Annotated in this window: 16 protein-coding genes; 8 read left to right on the top strand and 8 right to left on the bottom strand. The window is 71.1% G+C overall.

What is annotated here, in order from left to right:
- Positions 1 to 3 precede the first annotated feature (3 nt).
- Positions 4 to 1,107 carry an S-adenosylmethionine:tRNA ribosyltransferase-isomerase gene (locus ACFWM2_RS19595; protein ID WP_383281124.1) on the top strand — a complete coding sequence of 368 codons (1,104 nt, stop codon included), beginning with the start codon at positions 4 to 6 and terminating at the stop codon, positions 1,105 to 1,107.
- Positions 1,108 to 1,404: 297 nt separating this feature from the next.
- Positions 1,405 to 2,154 (top strand): transglycosylase SLT domain-containing protein, encoded by a 750-nt coding sequence (locus ACFWM2_RS19590; RefSeq protein WP_383281016.1) that lies wholly within the window; start codon positions 1,405 to 1,407, stop codon positions 2,152 to 2,154.
- 95 nt (positions 2,155 to 2,249) lie between these two features.
- Here ACFWM2_RS19590 and ACFWM2_RS19585 read toward each other — a convergent pair whose 3' ends face one another.
- Positions 2,250 to 4,781, bottom strand: coding sequence for an FHA domain-containing protein (locus ACFWM2_RS19585; protein ID WP_383281013.1), 2,532 nt, complete (start codon positions 4,779 to 4,781; stop codon positions 2,250 to 2,252).
- 240 nt (positions 4,782 to 5,021) lie between these two features.
- Between ACFWM2_RS19585 and ACFWM2_RS19580 the strand changes: the two genes are divergently transcribed.
- Together ACFWM2_RS19580 and serB are read left to right on the top strand one after the other, a co-directional pair.
- Positions 5,022 to 7,115 (top strand): streptophobe family protein, encoded by a 2,094-nt coding sequence (locus tag ACFWM2_RS19580; protein ID WP_383281010.1) that lies wholly within the window; start codon positions 5,022 to 5,024, stop codon positions 7,113 to 7,115.
- A gap of 505 nt (positions 7,116 to 7,620) precedes the next feature.
- Positions 7,621 to 8,832 carry a phosphoserine phosphatase SerB gene (gene serB, locus ACFWM2_RS19575; RefSeq protein ID WP_383281007.1) on the top strand — a complete coding sequence of 404 codons (1,212 nt, stop codon included), beginning with the start codon at positions 7,621 to 7,623 and terminating at the stop codon, positions 8,830 to 8,832.
- Between the two features lie 75 nt (positions 8,833 to 8,907).
- Here the strand turns inward: serB and ACFWM2_RS19570 are convergent, their stop codons facing one another.
- The 4 genes from ACFWM2_RS19570 to ACFWM2_RS19555 form a co-directional block, all read right to left on the bottom strand.
- Complete coding sequence (locus tag ACFWM2_RS19570; RefSeq protein WP_383281004.1) at positions 8,908 to 9,426, bottom strand: SixA phosphatase family protein; 519 nt, start codon at positions 9,424 to 9,426, stop codon at positions 8,908 to 8,910.
- 306 nt (positions 9,427 to 9,732) lie between these two features.
- Positions 9,733 to 9,945 carry a hypothetical protein gene (locus tag ACFWM2_RS19565; protein ID WP_383281001.1) on the bottom strand — a complete coding sequence of 71 codons (213 nt, stop codon included), beginning with the start codon at positions 9,943 to 9,945 and terminating at the stop codon, positions 9,733 to 9,735.
- A gap of 170 nt (positions 9,946 to 10,115) precedes the next feature.
- Positions 10,116 to 10,232 carry an SGM_5486 family transporter-associated protein gene (locus ACFWM2_RS19560; RefSeq protein ID WP_358853437.1) on the bottom strand — a complete coding sequence of 39 codons (117 nt, stop codon included), beginning with the start codon at positions 10,230 to 10,232 and terminating at the stop codon, positions 10,116 to 10,118.
- A gap of 336 nt (positions 10,233 to 10,568) precedes the next feature.
- On the bottom strand, positions 10,569 to 11,885 hold the full coding sequence (locus tag ACFWM2_RS19555) for a CynX/NimT family MFS transporter (RefSeq protein ID WP_383280998.1): 1,317 nt from the start codon (positions 11,883 to 11,885) through the stop codon (positions 10,569 to 10,571).
- 99 nt (positions 11,886 to 11,984) lie between these two features.
- On the opposite strand from ACFWM2_RS19555, the gene ACFWM2_RS19550 reads away from it, so the two are divergent.
- The gene (locus ACFWM2_RS19550) at positions 11,985 to 12,692 is read left to right on the top strand and encodes a FadR/GntR family transcriptional regulator (protein WP_383280995.1); all 708 of its coding nucleotides are present in this window, start codon (positions 11,985 to 11,987) and stop codon (positions 12,690 to 12,692) included.
- Positions 12,693 to 12,766: 74 nt separating this feature from the next.
- Here the strand turns inward: ACFWM2_RS19550 and ACFWM2_RS19545 are convergent, their stop codons facing one another.
- From ACFWM2_RS19545 to fabG, 3 genes are all read right to left on the bottom strand, one after another.
- A complete protein-coding gene (locus ACFWM2_RS19545; RefSeq protein ID WP_383280992.1) occupies positions 12,767 to 13,126 on the bottom strand; it encodes a hypothetical protein in 360 nt (119 codons plus the stop codon).
- 265 nt (positions 13,127 to 13,391) lie between these two features.
- On the bottom strand, positions 13,392 to 14,159 hold the full coding sequence (fabI, locus tag ACFWM2_RS19540; RefSeq protein WP_383280989.1) for an enoyl-ACP reductase FabI: 768 nt from the start codon (positions 14,157 to 14,159) through the stop codon (positions 13,392 to 13,394).
- 5 nt (positions 14,160 to 14,164) lie between these two features.
- Complete coding sequence (gene fabG / locus ACFWM2_RS19535) at positions 14,165 to 14,884, bottom strand: 3-oxoacyl-[acyl-carrier-protein] reductase (protein WP_383280986.1); 720 nt, start codon at positions 14,882 to 14,884, stop codon at positions 14,165 to 14,167.
- Between the two features lie 228 nt (positions 14,885 to 15,112).
- On the opposite strand from fabG, the gene ACFWM2_RS19530 reads away from it, so the two are divergent.
- Genes ACFWM2_RS19530 through tyrS form a run of 3 tightly spaced genes read left to right on the top strand, consistent with a single transcriptional unit; the run spans position 15,113 to position 19,353 of the window.
- A complete protein-coding gene (locus ACFWM2_RS19530) occupies positions 15,113 to 16,636 on the top strand; it encodes a TldD/PmbA family protein (protein ID WP_383280983.1) in 1,524 nt (507 codons plus the stop codon).
- The gene (locus ACFWM2_RS19525) at positions 16,633 to 18,027 is read left to right on the top strand and encodes a metallopeptidase TldD-related protein (RefSeq protein ID WP_383280980.1); all 1,395 of its coding nucleotides are present in this window, start codon (positions 16,633 to 16,635) and stop codon (positions 18,025 to 18,027) included. The genes ACFWM2_RS19530 and ACFWM2_RS19525 overlap by 4 nt, the downstream gene beginning before the upstream one ends.
- A gap of 57 nt (positions 18,028 to 18,084) precedes the next feature.
- Positions 18,085 to 19,353: a tyrosine--tRNA ligase gene (tyrS, locus tag ACFWM2_RS19520; RefSeq protein ID WP_383280977.1), complete on the top strand. Its 1,269-nt coding sequence runs from the start codon at positions 18,085 to 18,087 to the stop codon at positions 19,351 to 19,353.
- Positions 19,354 to 19,420 lie beyond the last annotated feature (67 nt).

Below are 19,420 nucleotides of genomic sequence, written 5' to 3'. Positions count from 1 at the left end.
GCGATGGGGGTCTCGCCGTTCGAGCACAGCCGGGCGAGGGTTCCGGAGGAGCTGTCGGCCCGGGTGCCGGCCGAGCAGCGGGGGCCCGGCCTGGAGCGCGACGCGGTGCGCCTCCTCGTCTCGCGCGGGACCCGGGTGTCGCATCACGACTTCGTCGAGCTGCCCCGGCAGCTCAGGGCCGGGGACCTGCTCGTCGTGAACACGTCTCCCACGCTGGCCGCCGCCGTCGACGGGCGTCTCGGGCACGCGCGCGTGGTGGTGCATTTCTCCACGCGGGGCGATGACGGGCGGTGGGCCGTCGAGCTACGGGATCCGGACGGGCGGGGCACCACGCGCGCGCGTGCGGGTGGGCCCGCGGGGACGAAGGTGCGCCTTCCCGGGGACGTACGCCTGGTGCTGGAGGAGCCGCTGGCGGCGCGGAGTGAGCGGCTGTGGTGGGGGCGCGTGTCGGATCCCGATGTGCCGGGGCTGCTGCGGCGGCACGGGCGGCCCATTCGCTACTCCTATACGGAGAGGGATCAGCCGCTGTCGGCGTACCAGACGGTGTTCGCGCTGCCCTCCGGTGACGGTGCGGGCAGCGCGGAGATGCCGAGCGCGGCGCGGCCCTTCACCGCGCGCCTGGTGGCGGAGCTGGTGAGCCGGGGTGTGCAGTTCGCGCCGATCACCCTGCACACCGGTGTGGCGTCGGTCGAGGCGCATGAGCCGCCGTATCCGGAGAGGTACGAGGTGTCGGCGACGTCGGCGCGTCTGATCAACGCGGCGAAGGCTGCTGCCGGGCGGATCATCGCGGTCGGTACGACGGCGGTGCGGGCCGTCGAGTCGGCGGCCGGACCGGACGGGGTGGTCGGGGCGCGGCGGGGCTGGACCGATCTCGTGGTCACTCCGGAGCGCGGGACGCGCGTGGTCGACGGGCTGCTGACCGGGCTGCACGAGCCGGAGGCCTCGCATCTGCTGATGCTGGAGGCGGTCGCCGGGCGGGCGGCGATCGACCGCGGCTACGAGGCGGCGCTGCGCGGGCTCTACCTCTGGCACGAGTTCGGGGACGTGCACCTCATACTTCCGGACGACTCCCCTCACGCAGTGCATTGCTCCAGCAACCCCTGGTGAGACTGTTACCCGGCCGATGTGAGCCCGCGCATAGGACGCACATCACGTACGAACGGGCATAGGAGATAAAGGGGACCTTGTGAGCGGGGCAGACGTACTGTTCTGCCCTATTTTGACCCTCTGTGCTCCACTACCCGGCTTCGTACGTCACACCTTTGCCTCAGGATTTTGCTGCCGCTAAGAATGGCTGCCGTCGCTCAACGCCGCGGGTTTCGCCCCGCGGCGTTTGTTCCGGAAACACTCTGTCCCCACCGGACCGAGAGCGACCTCCGCGCTATTCGAAGAGGTCCATCAGTCATGCCCAAGAAGATCAACACTCCTGGTCATAGTCCCGCGCTGACCAAGACCCACAAGCTTTCGATCGCCGGTGTCGCGGCCCTCGGTGCCGCCGCCCTCGCGTTCACCGTGGTGCCGGCCAACTCGCACACCACGACCACCGACGCCGCCGCCTCCTCCGCCTCCGTGGCCTACAGCGAGGGGCAGATCAAGGACGTCAAGGCCAGCGTCACCGACCAGCTGGCCGGCGCCAGCGTCAAGGCCGAGGCCGTCGCCGCGAAGAAGAAGGCCGCGGACGACGCGGCCAAGAAGAAGGCTGCCGACGCGGCAGCGAAGAAGAAGGCGGCCGACGCGGCCGCCAAGAAGAAGGCCGACGACGCGCGCAAGGCACAGGCCGCGAGCCGCTCCGCCGCGCGCCCCCAGATCAAGGCCGTCGCCGCCAAGACGTACACGAACAACCTCGACGGCTGGATCCGTCAGTCGCTCGACATCATGAAGCAGAAGGGCATCCCGGGCTCCTACAACGGGCTGTACCGCAACATCATGCGTGAGTCCTCGGGCAACCCGAACGCCATCAACAACTGGGACGTCAACGCGATCAACGGCATCCCGTCGCAGGGTCTGCTCCAGGTCATCCCCCCGACGTTCAACGCGTACCACGTCTCCGGCACGTCGACGAAGATCACCGACCCGGTCGCGAACATCACGGCCGCCGCCAACTACGCGGCCGACAAGTACGGCTCGATCGACAACGTCAACAGCGCCTACTGAGTCTCGCGGGCATCGCGCGGACCTCTGAGGGTCTCGGTACAGACGCGGAAGGGCGGCACCCCGGTGGGGGTGCCGCCCTTCAGTCGCGCGTACGGCTACTTGCGCATGACCTCGGGCTCGTGGCGGCGCAGGAAGCGGGCCACGAAGAACCCGCAGAGCGCGCCGAGGGCGAGCAGGGCCACCATGTCCATGCCCCAGGCTCCCGCGTCGTGGTCCCAGAGCGGGTCCGTGCTGCCCGGGTCGTCCGCGTTCGGACTGATGTTGTTGAAGTCCAGCGTGGCACCGGCGGCGCCGACCGCCCAGCGGGACGGCATCAGATACGAGAACTGATCGACGCCGACCGTGCCGTGCAGGATGAACAGGCAGCCGGTGAACACGACCTGGATGATCGCGAACATGACCAGCAGTGGCATGGTCTTCTCGGCGGTCTTCACCAGCGAGGAGATGATCAGGCCGAACATCATCGAGGTGAAGCCGAGCGCCATGATCGGGATGGAGAGCTCGAGCAGCACCGCTGTCTTGCCCTCGCCCAGGATCAGGCCCTTCTCGGGGATGGTGCGGCTGGAGAAGCCGATCGCGCCGACCATCGCGCCCTGCAGCACCGTGACCGTGCCGAGCACGATCACCTTGGACATCAGGTACGCGGAGCGTGACAGGCCGGTCGCCCGCTCCCGCTCGTAGATCACCCGTTCCTTGATCAGTTCGCGGACGGAGTTGGCGGCGCCCGCGAAGCACGCGCCGACCGCGAGGATCAGCAGCACGGTGGTGGCCGTGCCGTTCGGGATGTGCGCGCCGGTCTTCGGGTTCACCGCCGGGTTCACCAGCAGGGTCTTGTCCGGGTCGATGAGCAGGCTCACCGCGCCGAGCACGGCCGGCAGGATCACCGTCAGGGCGAGGAAGCCCTTGTCGGACGCGATCACCGAGACATAGCGCCGGACCAGGGTCATCAGCTGCGAGCCCCAGCCCTGCGGCTTGGGCGGCTTCATCGCCTGCGGCGGTGGCATGTGCACCGACTGCGGAGCGACGGCGTCGATGTCCGCGGCGTACATCTGGTAGTGCTGCGAGCCCTTCCAGCGGCCCGCCCAGTCGTAGTCGCGGTAGTTCTCGAAGGCGGAGAAGACATCGGCCCAGGTGTCGTAGCCGAAGAAGTTCAGCGCCTCCTCGGGAGGTCCGAAGTAGGCCACCGAACCGCCGGGCGCCATCACCAGGAGCTTGTCGCAGATCGCCAGCTCGGCCACGGAGTGGGTGACCACGAGGACCGTACGGCCGTCGTCGGCGAGGCCGCGCAGCAGCTGCATGACATCGCGGTCCATGCCCGGGTCGAGGCCGGAGGTCGGCTCGTCCAGGAAGATCAGCGACGGCTTGGTGAGCAGCTCCAGGGCCACCGAGACACGCTTGCGCTGGCCACCGGAGAGGGAGGTGACCTTCTTCTCCTTGTGGATGTCCAGCTTGAGCTCGCGCAGCACCTCGTCGATACGCGCCTGGCGCTCCTGGCCCGTGGTGTCCGCGGGGAAGCGCAGCTTGGCCGCGTACTTGAGGGCCTTCTTGACGGTCAGCTCCTTGTGCAGGATGTCGTCCTGCGGGACCAGACCGATGCGCTGACGCAGCTCGGCGAACTGCTTGTACAGGTTCCGGTTGTCGTAGAGGACGTCACCCTGGTTGGCGGGGCGGTAGCCCGTGAGCGCCTTCAGGAGCGTCGACTTGCCGGAGCCGGACGGGCCGATGACCGCGACGAGCGACTTCTCCGGGACGCCGAAGGAGACGTCCTTGAGGATCTGCTTGCCGCCGTCGACCGTGACGGTCAGGTGGCGGGCCGAGAAGGACACCTCACCGGTGTCGACGAACTCTTCGAGACGGTCCCCGATCAGGCGGAACGTCGAGTGGCCGACACCGACGATGTCGTTCGGGCCGAGCAGCGCCGAGCCGCCCTTGGTGATCGGCTGGCCGTTGACGTACGTGCCGTTGTGCGAACCGAGGTCACGGATCTCGTAGCGGCCGTCGGGCGTCACGTGGAACTCGGCGTGGTGCCGCGAGACCTGGAGGTCGGAGACGACCAGCTCGTTCTCCAGCGCACGGCCGATGCGCATCACGCGGCCGAGGGAGAACTGGTGGAACGTGGTCGGGCTGCGGTCGCCGTAGACCGGCGGCGCCCCCGCGCCACCACCGGGTCCCTGCTGCTGCGGCACGCTCGCGGCCCCCTGCGGCGACTGCGGCCAGCTCTGCTGCGGCGCCTGTTGCTGCGGCGGTGCCTGCTGAGCCCAGCCGGGTGCCGCGCCCTGCGCCGCGTACGGCTGCTGCTGGGGCTGCGCCTGCTGCGGTGCCGCGACCGCCGCGGCGGAACCCGAGAGGTTCACGCGCGGGCCGTCGGTCGCGTTGCCGAGGTGTACTGCCGAGCCCGGACCGATCTCCATCTGATGGATCCGCTGGCCCTGCACGAAAGTGCCGTTGGTACTGCCGTGGTCCTCGATGACCCAACTGCGGCCGCCCCAGCTGATCGTGGCGTGACGCCAGGACACCCTGGCGTCATCGAGCACGATGTCCCCCTGCGGATCACGTCCGAGGGTGTATGGCCTGGACGCGTCGAGCGTCCAGGTCCTGCCATTCAATTCCAGTACGAGTTCAGGCACTCCATGCCCCACTGAGTTGTCCCCCGAAGTTCCCCCATCACAGGGAGTCTAGGGATGTCGAACATCGTGGGGAACTATTTCAGTAGGAGCCCCCTGACCGAAAGTCGGGCCCTGTGAAGACTGGGTACGGGCGGCTTGTCCGTTCCCGTTGACGGGGTTGAAACCGGCCCGGAGAGTGGTAATCCCACGCGAGGGGGACATCCGCGGTGGATCGCCGCGGCGCGGACCGGGGGGCTGACGATGGGCATCGAGACCGCGCAGCACAGCAGGGGGGTGCCGTGGGGAGACGTCCTGTTGTCCGCGGTCGCCGCGGTGAGCTGGGCATTGATCGGGATGGCGGGTACGGCCGCGCTGGGCCTGCATCTGCTGGAGGCGGACTCGGCCGGCTCGCTCGGGCCGATGACCGCGGCGGTGGTGGCCCTGGGGGCGGGTGGTTCGGTGACACCGTCCGGGGACGTCTCCGCCTTCGGTCTGAAAGGGGCGGAGGCCACGACCGCCCTCCAGATCACGCCACTGGGCGTGGGGCTGGTGGGAGCGCTCCTGCTCTCCTGGTTCTTCCTGCGTTCCTTGCGCGGAGCGGGAGTTGTGATCGCCCCGTCCGAACTCCTGGCGCGCGCGGGCGCCGTGGTCGCCCTGTTCGTGGCCACGCTCGGTGGGCTCGCCTGGGCCGGCCACGACGTCATCACGATCGATGGCGGAAAGCTCGGGCTCGACAAGGTGCCGGACGGCGGCCTGGGTGACATCACCGACAAACTGCCCGGCGGACTCGGTGACATCGGCGGGCTGCTGCCCGACAAGATCGGCGATCTCGTGAACGCGGAGGCGGCCGTCGGCTTCACCGTCGACACGGCACGCACCCTGCTCGGCGGCCTGGTCTGGGCAATCGGAGTGCTGGTGATCGCCCTCCTCGCCTCCCGCCGCACTCCCCTGCCGCGCGGCTGGGAAGCGGTGCACCGGACGGTGCGGCCGGCCGCGTCCGCGCTGGTGGCGGTCCTCCTCATGGCGGTCGTGGCGGGGCTCGCGGCCGCGGCGTACGCGGCCGTCGGCGACGACCATCCGAAGCGGGTCGCCGGCGCCGCGCTGCTCGGCGCGCCCAACGGGGTCTGGCTGGGCATTCCGGTCGGCCTGCTGGTGCCGTGGGACGGCAAGGCCACGGGCGAGCTGGCCAAGCTGCTGCCCGACCCCCTCGACGAACTGCTGAGCGTGCGGTCCGACCAGCCCGTCACCCTGGGCCGGCTGGCCGAACTGGACAGCCGGGTCTGGCTGTTGGGAGTCGCGGCCGCGGTCATGATGCTGTTCGCCGGGGTGCTCGCGGCGACGCGTACGCCTCTTGTACGTCGTGTACGGGACGTGGGCGCCGGCGAGTCCGGGGTGCCGGTCGTACGCAGGCCGGGCGCCCTTCCCTTCGCTGGGCGCTGTGCCCTGCGGCTGGCGGTCGTTACGGCGTTGGCCCTGCCGTTGCTCGCCTGGCTGACCGACGTGTCGGTCGACGCCTCGCTGTCCGTCCTGGGGTTCGACGCCTTCGGCGCCGGGATCGAACTGCACGGGCACCTGGGCATGGCGCTGCTGCTCGGTGCCGTGTGGGGTGCGGGCGCGGGGGCGGTGGGGGCGTTGCTCGCGTACGCGAGTGGGGCCGCCGGACGGCGGGTGGCACCCCTGGCACAGCCGGTGGCACTCGGTGACGCCGGCGCGCCGGCGCCTGAGGCGTTCCCGGAGCAGGCCGGGGAGCCGGGGCCCTACCACCCGGCCCGGCCCTTCCGCCCGGCCAACCCCGACACCAATCCCTATCTCCGGGTACCCGACCAACTACGGGACCCGGAGGACGCGCGTCCGGCGGAGGGGCTGGGGTGGCGCGGGAGGGGGCGGGCGCAGTCCGGGGGGCCCGGGGCGGCGGGCCGAGGACGACCGCAGCCCGGGGGTTCCGGGGCGGCGGGTGGGAAGTGGTCACAGCCCGAGGGGCCGGAGGTGGGCGGTCGGTCGGGGTCTGCGCGGGGGGCGAGTTCCCCGGAGGGCTCCGGGGTAGCGAGCGGAGCGGGGGCCGGGCAGGGGTCCGGGAGCGGACAGGGATCGGGGAGCGGACAGGGGTCCGGAAGGGGGGCGCGGCCGCCGCACGACGTGTATGGGGCGCCCACGGTGATCGGGCCGATCTCCCCGGCGCCGCGGGCGCCGCGACCGCCGCGGCAGGGGCCAGGGGCACGGGGTGGGGATCTGCCTCCGCCACCACCACCGCCGCCACGGCTGCGGCCCGGGGCGCGGGGCGGGGATCTGCCGCCGCCACCACCGCCGGAGGAGGAGGGGCCGCCTCCGCCGAGGGGGCGCCGAGGGCGTGAGTGACCTTGGTGCCGGGTGCCGGGTGCCGGGGGCTGGGTGTGGGGTGTGGGGTGCCGGGAGCTGGGCGTGGGGCGCCGGGCGCCGGGCGCCGGGCGCCGGGCGCCGGATGACGCTGCACGCATCGGGCCCCGGACGCGCCGGCATTGGGCGACCGGCCTCGGGGCGGAGCGGTCGCGGGGCGGAGCGGGCTCAGGGCGGAGCGGTCGCGGGGCCACTGGCCTCGGAACACAACCGTCCCCGGGTGCCCTCGCTGTCATTGTCGGCCTCGGCTCAGCCCATAGGGCGACCCTGGCCCTGGGCAGCGGGCACCGGGCCCTGGGCACCAAGGCCATGGGGCGACCCCTGCCGAGCGCGCGCCGAGCCCGGGCAGGTACCCGGCCAGGAGAGCGCCCCCGGCGCTTCGCCGGTGATCAAGGTGGGCGTCATACGCGCGTCATACAGAGTTCCCTGTCCGCCAGCCGGACCTCAGGGGCGCAAGGCACTGGGTGCCGGATACGGTGGGAACACCATGAGCGCTTCGCAGACCTCTGACGTTCCCACTCTCCTCGTCAAGATCTTCGGCAAGGACCGGCCCGGAATCACGGCCGGACTCTTCGACACCCTCGCCGCCTTCTCCGTCGACGTGGTCGACATCGAGCAGGTCGTCACCCGTGGCCGGATCGTGCTGTGCGCGCTCGTCACCGAGCCGCCCCCCGGGCTCGAAGGTGATCTGCGGGCCACCGTCCACAGCTGGGCGGAGTCGATGAAGATGCAGGCCGAGATCATCTCCGGCCACGGCGACAACCGCCCGCGTGGCCTGGGGCGTTCACTCGTCACGGTCCTCGGACACCCGCTGACCGCGGAGTCGACGGCCGCGATCGCCGCCCGGATCACCGGCACCGGCGGCAACATCGACCGAATCTTCCGGCTCGCCAAGTACCCCGTGACGGCGGTCGAGTTCGCCGTGTCGGGTACGGAGACCGAGGCGCTGCGCACCGCTCTGGCCACCGAGTCCGCGGCGCTCGGCGTCGATGTCGCGGTGGTCGCGGCCGGGCTGCACCGCCGGGCCCAGCGGCTGGTGGTGATGGACGTGGACTCGACGCTCATCCAGGACGAGGTGATCGAGCTCTTCGCCGCGCACGCCGGGTGCGAGAAAGAGGTCGCCGAGGTGACGGCGGCCGCCATGCGCGGCGAGCTGGACTTCGAGCAGTCGCTACACGCGCGCGTGGAGCTGCTGAAGGGCCTGGACGCCTCGGTGGTCGACAAGGTGCGCAGCGAGGTGCGCCTCACCCCCGGAGCCCGCACACTGATCCGCACCCTCAAGCGGCTCGGCTTCCAAGTCGGCGTCGTCTCGGGCGGGTTCACCCAGGTCACCGACGATCTGAAGGAACGGCTCGGACTCGACTTCGCGCAGGCCAACACGTTGGAGATCGTCGGCGGGAAGCTGACCGGCAGGGTTACCGGCGAGATCGTGGACCGCGCGGGCAAGGCGCGTCTGCTGCGCCGGTTCGCCGCCGAGGCGGGCGTACCGCTGAGCCAGACGGTGGCGATCGGAGACGGCGCCAACGACCTCGACATGCTCAACGCCGCTGGTCTCGGAGTCGCGTTCAACGCCAAGCCGGTCGTCCGCGAGGCCGCGCACACGGCGGTGAACTTTCCGTTCCTGGACACCGTGCTGTATCTCCTCGGGGTCACCCGCGAAGAGGTCGAGGCGGCCGACACGCACGACGACACCGACTAGCCGGTCCCTTGTACGCCGACGGGGGCCGGGCACCTTCGTGGTGCCGGACCCCCGTCCTGGTCAGGGGTGGGTTACTTACTCCGACGGCGCCCAGTAGTCGGTCAGCGTGGCCACACCGGGCTCCAGGGTTTTCCAGGAGCCGGTGAAGGTGAGGACCGCGAAGGCGGCGGTGGGGAAGCCCCGGCTGCTCATCCGGGCGCGGGCATCACCCTCGGAGGGGCCCGCCAGGATGTCGGCGAGGCCTTGGACTCCGGGGTTGTGACCGATCAGGACCACGTTCTGCGCGTCGTCCGGGGTTTCGTTGAGCACGGCGATCAGCTCACCGGGCGAGGCCTCGTAGAGCCGCTCCTCGTAGACCGTTTTCGGCCGGTGAGGGAGCTCGTGGACGGCGAGCTTCCATGTCTCGCGGGTCCGGGTCGCGGTGGAGCAGAGGGCCAGGTCGAGGGCGATGCCCGTATCGGCCAGCTTGCGTCCGGTGGTGGCAGCATCCAAGCGGCCCCGGTCAGCGAGCGGCCGCTCGTGGTCGGACACCTGGGGCCAGTCGGCTTTCGCATGCCGGAAGATGACAATCCTGCGGGGTTCTGCGACGCTCATACGTCCCAGCTTCGCATGAAACACGCCATGGGGCGCAGGGAGTTGACCCGCTCCGATGACTGGGTTGACGGGACCCCGGCAGGCCGCCGCCGGACCGCGCGGACGCCACGGGCGCGGAGTCCGGACGGGCCGCGTCCTCCCCGCTCGGGCTCGGTGCTTCCTTCCACGCTCGCCGACCGTCACGCCTCGCGCCAGCCGGGATGCTCCGACCTCCACGGCCCGGCACCGGCCGCCACGGCCCGATCCCGGGGAGGCGGCGCTCCTCACCCAGGTCAGGTCAGGCCGCCGGAGCAAAGCCCGGTCGGCTCAGAGCCAGCCCAGCACCGTCTGCTGGATGTGCTCGACGACGCGGGAGATCATCGGGTCCCCGGCCGCGGCGTGCGCCTCCGAAGGGTTGGCTATCAGCGCCAGGAGCACGATGAAGGCGAGGGCGGGAAGGGCCAGCGCCCACCAGGGCAGTCGGCTGTCTACGCCGCCCGTGGTCGCCGGGAGGGGCGGGGTGTGCGTGGGGGCCGGCATGACGCCTCCGTGAGTCTCCGAGTGGTCCGTGGACCGCGTCCTCGCGACCACATCTCGAAGCTACGGAATCCGCGGCCCTCAACCCATCCGGAGATCCACCCACTTGACCCTGACACTCGCCCCCTAGGGGATGGGGGGCTAGCCCCACCGTCGACGGCGGCGACCGGGAGTCAGGGCGAGGCGATCGACGCGATGACGCCGATGATCACGGTGATGGCCAGCATCGCGCCGAGCACGAGCAGCAACTTCTTCTGGCCGTTCTGGGGATTCGGATCGAGCACAGGCATGCGGCCAGTCTCGCACCCTCGGCACGGCCCACCGCCGCCGGGGCCGGGTACCGCCAGGCCCCGGCGGGCCCCGCCGGGCCTCCGGCCCACCGGTCTCAGCCCGTGGTCCCAGCCCGCCCGGTCCGGCCCACCGGCCGCGGTCTCAGCCCGCCCGGTCCAGTCGACGGTCGACCAGGCACAGGCCCCGATCCCGGCCCAGGCCCCGGCCCCGACTCCAGCTCAAGCCCCGACTCCAGCTCAAGCCCAGGCACCGGCCCCGCGCTCCGGCTCCGGCTCCGGCTCCGGCTCCGGCTCCGGCTCAAGCCCAGGCCCCGGCTCCGTCCCAGCCCACCGGTCTCAGGCCGCCGCCTCGTCCTCCACCGTGCGGTTGCGGCCTGCGAAGACGCCCACGACGATCTGCGGGACCATCAGCCCCGCCATGAGGGCGATCGGCAGTCCCCAGCCGCCGCTGTGCTGGTAGAGCACGCCCACCAGGAGCGGGCCGGGGATCGAGATCAGATAGCCGGTGCTCTGGGCGAAGGCCGACAGCTTGGCGACGCCCGCGCCGGTCCTGGCCCGCATGCCGACCATCGTGAGAGCCAGCGGGAAGGCGCAGTTGGCGACACCGAGGAGGACCGCCCAGGCCCAGGCGCCGCCCGCCGGCGCGAGATACAGGCCCGCGTATCCGGCGAGGCCGCTGAGGCCGAGCACGACCACGATCGGCCCTTGGTGCGGCAGCCGGGTGGCGAGGCGCGGAATGACGAAGGCCAGCGGCACGCCCATCACCATCGTGACGGCGAGGAGCAGCCCCGCGGTGCCGGCCGGGACTCCCGCGTCACGGAAGATCTGCGCCATCCAGCCCATCGTGATGTACGCGGCGGTCGCCTGGAGTCCGAAGAAGACGGCGAGTGCCCAGGCGGTACGGCTCCGGGTGATCCGCAGCCCGTCGGGCTCGGCACCCACGGCCGCACTGGCGGGCCTTCCAGCACCACCGAACGCCCCGAACTCACCGCTCACGTCCTCCCCGCGCCGAGCACGCAGAAGCGCGATCCACGGCAGTACGGCGACCCCCGCGAGGCCCGCCCATACCGCGAGCCCGGACTGCCAGTTCCCGCCCAGGGCGTCGGTCATGGGCACGGTCACCGCGGCGGCGGCCGCGGTGCCGAGCGCGAGTGCCATCGAGTAGAGGCCGGTCATGGAACCGACCCGGTCCGGGAACCAGCGCTTGACGATCACCGGCATCAGCACGTTGCTGACCGCGATGCCCATGAGCGCCAGCGCACTGGCGACCAGGAAGCCGGCCGTGTTCCCCGCGTACGGCCGGATCAGCAGGCCCGCCGTGATGGCGAGCATGCCGGCGCAGACGACCGCACCCGGGCCGAACCGGCGGGCGAGGCGCGGTGCCATGACCCCGAAGGCGGCGAAACAGAGCGGGGGTACGGAGGTGAGCAGCCCGGCGACACTGCCGCTCATACCGAGCCCGTCGCGCACCTCTTCGAGGAGGGCGCCGAGGCTGGTGATGGCCGGTCGCAGGTTGAGGGCCGTGAGGACGATGCCCACGACCACCAGACGCGTCGTCCACGCGCGCGTGGTGGGCGTGACGCCCTCGGGCTCCGTGATCGCGGAGCTGCGTATCGGTGGGGACGACATCGTCCGGGTCTCCTCGCTTGCCATGACGCCATCATAGAATCATGGGATGATTGGCTGTCCAATCCTCTTGCGTTAATCTCCGGAGCCTCCGGCCCCGCAGGAAGGCCCGTACGAAGGACCGTCATGCCGCTGAGCCACCCCCGCCGTTCGGCGCTGGCCGAGCAGGTCATCGCCGAGCTCCGGAACCAGATCACCTCGGGCGAGTGGCCGGTCGGCTCCCGCATCCCCACCGAACAGGAGCTGGTCGAGCAGCTGGGCGTCGCCCGCAACACGGTCCGCGAGGCGGTCCGCGCCCTCGCGCACAACGGCCTGCTCGACATCCGCCAGGGCTCGGGCACCTATGTCGTGGCGACCAGTGAACTGGCGGGCGTCATGCACCGGCGGTTCGCGGACGCCGACCCGCGCCACATCGCCGAGCTGCGGTCCACGCTGGAGTCGAGCGCGGCCGAGCTGGCCGCGCGGCGCCGCACCGAGCGCGATCTGAAGCAGCTGGACGCCCTCCTCGTACGCCGCGAGGAGGCCTGGGAGTCGGGCGACGCGGAGGCCTTCGTGACCGCCGACGCGACCTTCCACCTGGCGGTCGTGGCCGCGTCCCACAACGACGCCATGACGGCGATGTACGCCGACCTGGGCGAGGTGCTGCGCGACTGGCTGCGCGCGGACGTCGGCGAGAAGCTGACGCCGGAGACGTACATGGACCACACCCGGCTCGTCGACGCGATCCGTGCGGGCGACGCGACGGCGGCCGCCACGGAGGCCGCGAGCTATCCGTTCCTGTGCCGCCCGGGGCGGTTCGACGGGCGGACGGGCAAGGTCACGTCCGGTGACTGACGGGACACGAGGGGATCTCACCGCGGAGCCCGGCCCCCCAAGAAGCTGCGGTCACCCGTCGCCGGCGCGCACCCTCACTTCTCGTGACTGACCCAGACCGAGCGGATCTCCTTCCAGCACCGGCCCGTCAGCCGTACGGTCTCGGCGGGCCCGGCGCCGACCCGGTCGCCGTCGCTGTCCACGTCCCACCAGCGGTCGCACTCGACGTGCAGGCTGACGCGGTCGGTCTCGGGATACGGGTTGTGGCAGTAGGCGGTCACGTGCGATCCGTGCACCGCGGTGCGGCAGGAGGCTCCGAACGGCCTCTCGTCGGGCACGCGCGCGTGGGGGCTCTTCATCGGATGGTGCGACGTCTGCGAGGCCGCGTCGTCGGCGAGAGCGACGAGGAGTACCAGCGCGGCCAGTACCGGGGCGGAGCGGTGGGACAGGCGCACAAGGGAGACCTCCTCGGCCGTGCTCGGGAGGGAAACGCGTCCTCAGTGCGGACTGAGTGCGTACGTGACGCGTACTCCAGAGTGCGCTGTCACCGGCCGTCTCCGCCCGGCCGGTGAGGCCGAACGGGTGACGCCCCGCTCACCGCACGTGGCGGGAAACGGGGCGTCATCGGCGTACGGACAGAACGCGTCGGCACCCTACGGAGGGCACGTGCCGACACCGTACGGAGGCCTGGGCGCCGACGAGGGCGGCCCGGCCCGGCGGCTACGCGCCGATCGCGTGCAGACCGCCGTCGACGTGGATGATCTCGCCGGTGGTCTTCGGGAACCAGTCGCTCAGCAGGGCGACGATGCCCTTGCCGGCCGGCTCCGGGTCCTTGAGGTCCCACTCCAGCGGGGAGCGGTTGTCCCACACGGAGGCCAGCTCGCTGAAGCCGGGGATGGACTTGGCGGCCATCGAGCCGAGCGGACCCGCGGAGATGAGGTTGCAGCGGATGTTCTGCTTGCCCAGGTCGCGGGCGAGGTAGCGGCTGGTGGCCTCCAGGGCGGCCTTGGCCGGGCCCATCCAGTCGTACTGCGGCCACGCGAAGGACGCGTCGAAGGTGAGGCCGACGACCGAGCCGCCGTTCTGCATCAGCGGCAGACAGGCCACGGTCAGCGACTTCAGGGAGTACGCCGAGACGTGCATGGCGGTGGCGACGGACTCGAACGGCGTGTTGAGGAAGTTGCCGCCGAGCGCGTCCGGCGGCGCGAACCCGATGGAGTGGACGACTCCGTCGAGGCCGCCGAGCTCCTCGCCGACGACCTCCGCAAGACGCCCGAGGTGCTCGTCGTTGGTGACGTCGAGCTCGATGACCTTGGTGGGCTTGGGGAGCTTCTTGGCGATGCGCTCGGTCAGCGTGGGCCGCGGGAACGCGGTCAGGATGATCTCGGCACCCTGCTCCTGGGCCTGCTTGGCGGCGTGGAAGGCGATGGAGGATTCCAGCAGCACACCGCTGATCAGGACGCGCTTGCCCTCGAGAATTCCGCTCATGGTGATCAGTGACCCATTCCCAGTCCGCCGTCAACCGGGATGACGGCTCCAGTGATGTACGAGGCGTCGTCGGAGGCGAGGAACCGCACCGTAGCGGCGATCTCCTCCGGCTGCGCATACCGGCCCAGCGGGACCTTCGACACGATGTTCTCGCGCTGCTCGTCGTTGAGCGCCTTGGTCATGTCCGTGTCGACGAAGCCGGGCGCGACGACGTTGAAGGTGATGTTGCGCGACCCGAGCTCTCGGGCGAGCGAGCGGGCGAAGCCGACCAGGGCGGCCTTGGAGGCGGAGTAGTTCGCCTGGCCCGCGGAGCCGAGCAGCCCGACGACCGACGAGATCAGGACGACGCGGCCCTTCTTGGCCCGCAGCATGCCGCGGTTGGCGCGCTTGACGACGCGGAAGGTGCCGGTGAGGTTGGTGTCGATGACCGAGGTGAAGTCCTCCTCGGACATCCGCAGCAGGAGCTGGTCCTTGGTGACGCCCGCGTTGGCGATCAGCACCTCGACCGGACCGTGCTCGGCCTCGATCTCCTTGTAGGCCTGCTCCACCTGCTCGCTGTCGGTGATGTCGCACTTGACGGCGAGGCAGCCCAGTTCCGTGAGGGCGGCCGGCGGCTCACCGGAGCGGTACGTGATGGCGACCTTGTCGCCGGCATCGGCGAACGCGCGGGCGATGGCGAGGCCGATGCCCCGGTTGCCTCCGGTGACGAGAACCGAGCGGCTCAACGGATCACCCTTTCGATAGCGGACTTGAACCCCTGCAAGACAGGCGCCTTCTTCGAAAACCTATCGGTCCTCTCCACCTCGCGGAGAATCGGGCATCGACAGTGGCTTACTGCGGCTCCTGTCGGATCCCTACAGAATGCCGTGGTCACCGACAGAAAGGTGTGGTCCCCGGGCCGGTCGGCGCGACATGATCGGTACCCACAGGCCACGACAGCAGGGAGACCCTCGGTGCCTCATTCCATCGACGAAGCCTTTACGGCGCTACCGCTGCGCGCCCTGGCCGACGCGGCGCTCGCGCGGGCGCGCGCGCTGGGGGCCGACCACGCGGACTTCCGGTTCGAGCGGGTGCGCAGCGCGTCCTGGCGGCTGCGGGACGCCAAGCCCGCCGGCTCCTCGGACACGACGGACCTCGGCTACGCGGTGCGGGTGGTGCACGGCGGCACGTGGGGGTTCGCGTCGGGCGTGGACCTGACGATGGACGCCGCCGCGAAGGTCGCGTCGCAGGCCGTGGCGATGGCGAAGCTCTCGGCCCAGGTGATCAAGGCGGCGGGATCCGACGAGCGGGTGGAGCTGGCCGACGAGCCGGTGCACGCCGAGAAGACCTGGATCTCGGCGTACGACATCGATCCCTTCTCGGTGCCGGCCGAGGAGAAGGCCGGGCTGCTGGCCGACTGGAGCGCACAACTGCTGGCGGCCGGCGGCGTCAACCATGTCGACGCCTCGCTGCTGACGGTGCACGAGAACAAGTTCTACGCCGACACCGCCGGGACCGTCACCACACAGCAGCGGGTACGGCTGCATCCGCAGCTGACCGCGGTCGCCGTCGACGAGTCCAGCGGCGAGTTCGACTCGATGCGGACCATCGCACCGCCGGTCGGGCGCGGCTGGGAGTACCTGACGGGCACCGGCTGGGACTGGGAGGCCGAGCTCGCGCGGATCCCGGAGCTGCTGGCCGAGAAGATGCGGGCGCCGAGCGTCGAGGCGGGCGCGTACGACCTCGTCGTCGACCCCTCCAACCTGTGGCTGACCATCCACGAGTCGATCGGGCACGCCACCGAACTGGACCGCGCGCTGGGCTACGAGGCCGCGTACGCCGGGACCTCCTTCGCCACCTTCGACCAGCTCGGCAAGCTGAAGTACGGCTCCGAGCTGATGAACGTCACCGGGGACCGCACCGCCGAGCACGGACTCGCGACCATCGGATACGACGACGAGGGCGTGGCCGGACAGTCCTGGGACCTCGTCAGGGACGGGACGCTCGTCGGCTATCAGCTGGACAGGCGCATCGCCAGGCTGACCGGGTTCGACCGGTCCAACGGGTGCGCGTACGCCGACTCCCCCGGGCATGTGCCCGTGCAGCGCATGGCCAACGTGTCGCTGCAGCCGGATCCCGCCGGGCTGTCCACGGAGGACCTGATCGGCAGCGTCGACCGCGGGATCTACGTCGTGGGCGACCGGTCCTGGTCCATCGACATGCAGCGCTACAACTTCCAGTTCACCGGGCAGCGGTTCTTCAGGATCGAGAACGGCCGGATCACCGGCCAGCTGCGCGATGTCGCCTACCAGGCGACGACCACCGACTTCTGGGGTTCGATGGCCGCCGTGGGCGGCCCGCAGACGTACGTCCTGGGCGGCGCCTTCAACTGCGGCAAGGCCCAGCCGGGCCAGGTCGCGGCGGTCTCGCACGGCTGCCCGTCCGCCCTCTTCAAGGGTGTCAACATCCTCAACACGACCCAGGAGGCCGGTCGATGAGCGCCCGTACGAACAAGCCGCATGAGATCGTCGAGCGCGCCCTCGCCCTGTCCCGCGCCGACGGTTGCGTGGTGATCGCCGACGAGAACTCGACCGCCAACCTGCGCTGGGCGGGCAACGCGCTGACCACGAACGGCGTGACGCGCGGACGCACGCTGACCGTCATCGCCACGGTGGACGGCCGCGAGGGCACCGCGTCCGGTGTCGTCTCGCGCTCCGCCGTGACCGCGGACGAGCTGGAGCCGCTGGTGCGGGCCGCGGAGGCGGCGGCACGCGGCGCGGGTCCGGCCGAGGACGCCCAGCCGCTCGTCTCGGGCGTACCGGAGTCCCCCGACTTCACGGACACGCCCGCCGAGACCTCGTCCGCGGTCTTCACCGACTTCGCGCCGTCGCTCGGGGAGTCCTTCGCACGCGCGCGTGCCGGCGGCCGCGAACTGTACGGGTTCGCCAACCACGAGGTCGTATCGAGCTATCTGGGTTCGTCCACGGGGCTGCGCCTGCGGCACGACCAGCCCAACGGGACGCTGGAGCTCAACGCCAAGTCGCCGGACCGTACGCGCTCGGCCTGGGCGGGGCGCTCCACCCGGGACTTCAAGGACGTCGACCCGGCGGCGCTGGACGCCGAGCTGGCGACCCGGCTCGGCTGGGCGGAGCGGCACCTCGACCTGCCCGCCGGGCGCTACGAGACGCTGCTGCCGCCGACCGCCGTCGCGGACCTGCTGATCTACCAGATGTGGTCGGCGGCGGCCCGGGACGCGGCCGAGGGCCGCACGGTGTTCAGCAAGCCCGGTGGCGGGACCCGCGTCGGCGAGCGGCTCACCGAGCTGCCCCTGACATTGCGCAGCGACCCGCACGAGCCGGGTCTGGAGAGCGCCCCCTTCGTGCTCACGCACTCCTCGGGCGACGACGCGTCGGTCTTCGACAACGGGCTGCCGCTGACCGCGACCGAGTGGATCGGCGCGGGCGAGCTCAAGCATCTGTCGACCACCCGGCACAGCGCGGCCCTGACCGGTCTGCCGCTGGCGCCGTCGATCGGCAATCTGATCCTGGACGGCGGTGCGGACCGCTCGCTGGAGGAGATGGTCGCGGAGACCGGCCGCGGTCTGCTGCTGACGTCCCTCTGGTACATCCGCGAGGTCGACCCGGCGACGCTGCTGCTGACCGGACTGACCCGGGACGGCGTGTACCTCGTGGAGAACGGCGAGGTGGTGGGCGAGGTGAACAACTTCCGGTTCAACGAGTCGCCGGTCGGCCTGCTGGGGCGGGCCACGGAGGCCGGGCGCACGGAAAAGACGCTGCCCCGCGAGTGGAGCGACTGGTTCACTAGGGCTGCGGCGCCCGCCCTGCGGGTGCCCGACTTCAATATGAGCTCTGTCAGTCAGGGCGTATAACCTCGTAGCTGGTTGTCACCCGACTGCCCGGACATCATCCAAGGAGATACGAGAACCGTGACGGACATCGTCGACGAGCTGAAGTGGCGCGGGCTGATCGCCCTCTCCACTGACGAGGACGCATTGCGCAAGGCGTTCGCGGACGGTCCTGTCACGTTCTATTGCGGCTTCGACCCGACCGCGTCCAGCCTGCACCTCGGCAACCTCGTGCAGATCCTGACGATGCGCCGGATCCAGCAGGCGGGCAACCGCCCGCTGGGCCTGGTCGGGGGCGCCACGGGCCTGATCGGCGACCCGAAGCCGAACTCGGAGCGCACGCTCAACGCCCCCGAGGTCGTGGCCCAGTGGGTGGAGCGGCTGCGCGCGCAGATCGCGCCGCTGCTCGACTTCGAAGGGCCGAACGCGGCGGTCATGGTCAACAACCTGGACTGGACCCAGGGCATGTCGGCCATCGAGTTCCTGCGTGACGTGGGCAAGCACTTCCGGGTCAACAAGATGATCGCCAAGGAGGCCGTCTCCCGGCGGCTCAACTCCGACGCGGGCATCAGCTACACCGAGTTCAGCTACCAGATCCTGCAGGGCATGGACTTCCTGGAGCTCTACCGCAGGTACGGCTGCACGCTGCAGACCGGCGGCAGTGACCAGTGGGGCAACCTCACCTCGGGCACCGACCTGATCCACCGGGTCGAGCCGGAGGCCGTGGTGCACGCGCTGGGCACCCCGCTGATCACCAAGGCGGACGGCACCAAGTTCGGCAAGACGGAGTCCGGCACGGTCTGGCTCGATCCCGAGATGACCACGCCGTACGCCTTCTACCAGTTCTGGCTGAACGCGGACGACCGGGACGTCTCCAAGTTCCTGCGGATCTTCAGCTTCAGGTCCCGCGAGGAGATCGAGGAGCTGGAGCGGCAGACCGAGGAGCGCCCGCAGGCCCGGGCGGCGCACCGCGCGCTGGCCGAGGAGCTCACGACGCTGGTGCACGGCGCCGACCAGACGGCGGCCGTGGTCGCCGCGTCCAGGGCCCTCTTCGGGCAGGGCGAGCTCGACGGCCTGGACGGGGCGACGCTGGCCGCCGCCCTCTCCGAGGTGCCGCACATCCAGGTCGCCGAACTGGGCGCCGTGGTGGACCTCTTCGCCGAGGTCGGCCTGGTGGCCAGCAAGTCGGCCGCGCGGCGCACGGTGAAGGAGGGCGGCGCGTACGTGAACAACGTCAAGGTCGCCGCCGAGGACGCCGTCCCCGCCAAGGAGGATCTGCTGCACGGTCGCTGGCTGGTGCTGCGCCGGGGCAAGAAGAGCCTGGCGGCGGTGGAGGTCACCGGCGGCTGAGCGGGCCCCGCGCACGGACATACGAAGGGGGCGGCCCCGTCACGGGCCGCCCCCTTCGCCATGCGGT

The sequence above is a fragment of the Streptomyces sp. NPDC058371 genome, from assembly GCF_042723265.1.
In the GTDB taxonomy this organism is placed as follows: Bacteria; Actinomycetota; Actinomycetes; order Streptomycetales; family Streptomycetaceae; genus Streptomyces.
Note: the sequence above shows the minus strand (reverse complement) of the source record. Positions and strands in the feature narration are given on the sequence as shown.

What these genes read in the sequence shown, in the direction of transcription:
- ACFWM2_RS19595 (WP_383281124.1), top strand. Translation starts at nt 4, where the DNA reads ATGGGGGTCTCGCCGTTCGAGCACAGCCGGGCGAGGGTTCCGGAGGAG.
- ACFWM2_RS19590 (WP_383281016.1), top strand. Translation starts at nt 1,405, where the DNA reads ATGCCCAAGAAGATCAACACTCCTGGTCATAGTCCCGCGCTGACCAAG.
- ACFWM2_RS19580 (WP_383281010.1), top strand. Translation starts at nt 5,022, where the DNA reads ATGGGCATCGAGACCGCGCAGCACAGCAGGGGGGTGCCGTGGGGAGAC.
- serB (WP_383281007.1), top strand. Translation starts at nt 7,621, where the DNA reads ATGAGCGCTTCGCAGACCTCTGACGTTCCCACTCTCCTCGTCAAGATC.
- ACFWM2_RS19570 (WP_383281004.1), bottom strand. Translation starts at nt 9,426, where the DNA reads ATGAGCGTCGCAGAACCCCGCAGGATTGTCATCTTCCGGCATGCGAAA.
- ACFWM2_RS19565 (WP_383281001.1), bottom strand. Translation starts at nt 9,945, where the DNA reads ATGCCGGCCCCCACGCACACCCCGCCCCTCCCGGCGACCACGGGCGGC.
- ACFWM2_RS19560 (WP_358853437.1), bottom strand. Translation starts at nt 10,232, where the DNA reads ATGCCTGTGCTCGATCCGAATCCCCAGAACGGCCAGAAGAAGTTGCTG.
- ACFWM2_RS19555 (WP_383280998.1), bottom strand. Translation starts at nt 11,885, where the DNA reads ATGGCAAGCGAGGAGACCCGGACGATGTCGTCCCCACCGATACGCAGC.
- ACFWM2_RS19550 (WP_383280995.1), top strand. Translation starts at nt 11,985, where the DNA reads ATGCCGCTGAGCCACCCCCGCCGTTCGGCGCTGGCCGAGCAGGTCATC.
- fabI (WP_383280989.1), bottom strand. Translation starts at nt 14,159, where the DNA reads ATGAGCGGAATTCTCGAGGGCAAGCGCGTCCTGATCAGCGGTGTGCTG.
- ACFWM2_RS19525 (WP_383280980.1), top strand. Translation starts at nt 16,633, where the DNA reads ATGAGCGCCCGTACGAACAAGCCGCATGAGATCGTCGAGCGCGCCCTC.